2 protein-coding genes are annotated in these 2,696 nt (G+C 60.4%); one reads left to right on the top strand and one right to left on the bottom strand.

The genetic code is table 11. The features are described from left to right. Nucleotides 1–65: 65 nt before the first annotated feature. Nucleotides 66–779: a murein L,D-transpeptidase catalytic domain family protein gene (locus QMX93_RS30440; protein ID WP_053121034.1), complete on the bottom strand. Its 714-nt coding sequence runs from the start codon at nt 777–779 to the stop codon at nt 66–68. Nucleotides 780–929: 150 nt separating this feature from the next. On the opposite strand from QMX93_RS30440, the gene QMX93_RS30435 reads away from it, so the two are divergent. Beyond that, nucleotides 930–2,546 carry a L,D-transpeptidase family protein gene (locus tag QMX93_RS30435; RefSeq protein ID WP_282359295.1) on the top strand — a complete coding sequence of 539 codons (1,617 nt, stop codon included), beginning with the start codon at nt 930–932 and terminating at the stop codon, nt 2,544–2,546. Nucleotides 2,547–2,696: the final 150 nt, after the last annotated feature.

The following is a 2,696-nucleotide window of genomic DNA, read 5'->3' as shown; positions in this document are numbered from 1 at the left end:
TTCTCCACCCAAAATAAAATGTGCGCCGCCTGCGGCAGCTCCTACACGGGTTTTGTGGTGAGGGGTTAACTCGCGTGGGTGCTGAGGATGCTTGCCACCTGCTGCGGTTGGCAGTTGAGGTACGGCGAGGATTTCAGCCAGCGCTGATCCGGGTACCAGGAAAACATGAACTGGCCATCCTTCAATCGATCAATCACTTGCTTGGCAATCTGTGGCCGAACCGCCGGGCAACCCTGGCTGCGGCCGATGCGCCCCTGTTTCTTGCTCCACAACGGATTCACATAACTGGCGGCGTGAATGACGATCGCGCGATCGCGGGCCATGTCATTGAAGCCCGGTTCCAGACCGTCCATGCGCAACGAATAACCGTGGGCGCCGCTGTAACTTTCCTGGGTGCGGAACAGGCCGAGGCTGGATTGATAACTGCCTTCACGGTTGGAAAACTGCGTGGCAAAGTTTTCGCCGGAGTTGGAACCGTGCGCCACCAAATCGCGTAGAACCAACTTCTGTTTGCTCAGGTCGAAAATCCACAAGCGGCGTTCTGTGGACGGTTGCGAATAATCGATGACGGCCAGATGGCGGGACGGCTTCGCCCCATTGTTGACCGCACATTGCATGGCGCTTAATGCACCTTTCAGCGCCTGGGGATTGAGTTCTGGCGCGGCGTGGGCGAGGCTGTTGTAGAGAACCGGCGATGGTTTGCCGGCGGCAAAAACTGGACTGGTCACAGCGACAAGGGTCGCGGTGGACAGCAGAAGTCGGCGCAAAAACGTCAACATTTATAAAGTGTCCTCACTTGCTACTCATTTGGCACTTTGGCTCCTGACTCCCAGTCATAACCGCCACGCCCGAAGATCGAGCCTGACTGTTCAGCACACCTGTTGTAAGGTTGACCGTCATCTGGACGGCCATGGATTGGAGTAAAGCAGTTGTTCAAAAAGTACGCATGCTACTTGAGCATTTGTTTGCTCGCTGCGCCGTTTGTCGCTTGTGCCGATGAGCCGCTGCCGCCCTTGCAGACGCTGCCGACGCCACCGGCCGAGTTGCCGGTCGAACCGCAGAGTCCGTTGCAGGCTGTTTTGATCAGTTTGCCGCAGGCCTGTCCGGCGATTGCCGCGCGTCTGAGCGTGGCGGCGTTGACCCAGTTGCAGGCGTTCTATGAACAGCAGGACTGGATGCCAGTGTGGGCCAGCGAATCCGGACGTTTGCAGGCTTTACAAGCGCAATTGCCGCTGTTGGCCGACGATGGCCTGAATCCAAAACGCTACCCAGTAGCGAGCGTTCCTCCGCAGGATGGCGAACTCTGCGCCGACATCGACATCAGCCGCTACTACCTGCAAGCCCTGCAGGATCTGCATTACGGCAGCCTGTTGCAGTCGCACTTCGAGCCGCTGTGGCATGCCGATGACACCCCGCGTGACCGTCAGGCGGAATTGTTGGCGATTGCCGTGCCGGGCATGCAGGACATTCCCGGCGCCTTCGATCGCGCGCGTCCACACCTCGCGCAGTATCAAAGCTTGCGTCACCTCTACGCCGCGCAACGCCTCAAGGCATTGCCGCAGTGGCAATCGGTCGGCAATGGCCCGTTGCTGCGTCCGGACATGGAAGACAAACGCGTGCCGGAACTGGCGCAGCGTCTGTACAGCGAAGGCTATCTGGCCCACGCCGGCAGCACGCCGGGCAACGCTTACGAGGGTGTGCTGGTCGAGGCGGTGAAAAGTTTTCAGGCCAACCATTCGTTGCAGGCCGACGGCGTGGTCGGGCCGGGGACGATTGCCGAACTCAACATCAGCCCGCTGACTCGCCGCGAACAGCTGCGGGTCAACCTCGAACGTTTCCGCTGGATGGCCCAAGACATGGAGCCCGACGGGTTGCTGGTCAACGTCGCCGCTGCTGAACTGACTTTGTATCAGGGCGGCCAACCGGTGTGGCAGACCCGTACCCAGGTTGGTCGCGCCGAGCGGCAGACGCCGCTGCTGAAATCCCGCGTCACGCGCCTGACCCTCAACCCGACCTGGACGGTGCCGCCGACCATCTGGAAAGAAGACAAACTGCCGGCGATCCGCAAGGATCAGACTTTCCTCAGCCGCCAGAACCTGCAAGTGCTCGATGCCAAAGGCCAGCCTTTGGCCGCGGCGGATGTCGATTGGGACAATCCCGGCAACATCCTTTTGCGTCAGGACGCCGGCCCGCGTAACCCGCTGGGGCAGATGGTCATTCGCTTCCCCAATCCGTTCTCGGTGTACTTGCATGACACGCCGAGCAAGGCGCTGTTCGACAAGGGGCCGCGTGCGTTCAGCTCGGGTTGCGTGCGGGTCGAGCACCCGATGCAGCTGCGCGATTTGTTGCTGAGCCCGGCGGAAAAGGCGCGCACGGAAACGCTGTTGGCGACCGGGACGACTCACGAATTTCGCCTCTCCGCGCCAGTGCCGATCCTGATGACCTACTGGACGGCGCAAGTCGGCAGCGACGGCCACGTGCGCTACGCGCCGGACATCTACAGCCGCGACAGCGCCTTGCTCGCCGGCCTCGATCGCGCACACTGACTCCCCAGCCATCCCCCAATCCCCTGTGGGAGATTCTATGGTTGCGAACAACGTTTTTTAGGCAGTTTTGCTGACGTATGCTTTCTCGCTCTTCAGCAGCGCGTATGCAATACGCGCAAGTTTACGTGACAAAATCACCAGCGCTTCAGT

Origin of the sequence: Pseudomonas sp. PS01303 (assembly GCF_029959385.1) — a bacterium.
Lineage (GTDB): Bacteria > Pseudomonadota > Gammaproteobacteria > Pseudomonadales > Pseudomonadaceae > Aquipseudomonas > Aquipseudomonas rustica.
The sequence above is the reverse complement of the archived record's forward strand: the minus strand, read 5'-3'. Positions and strand labels throughout refer to the sequence as shown.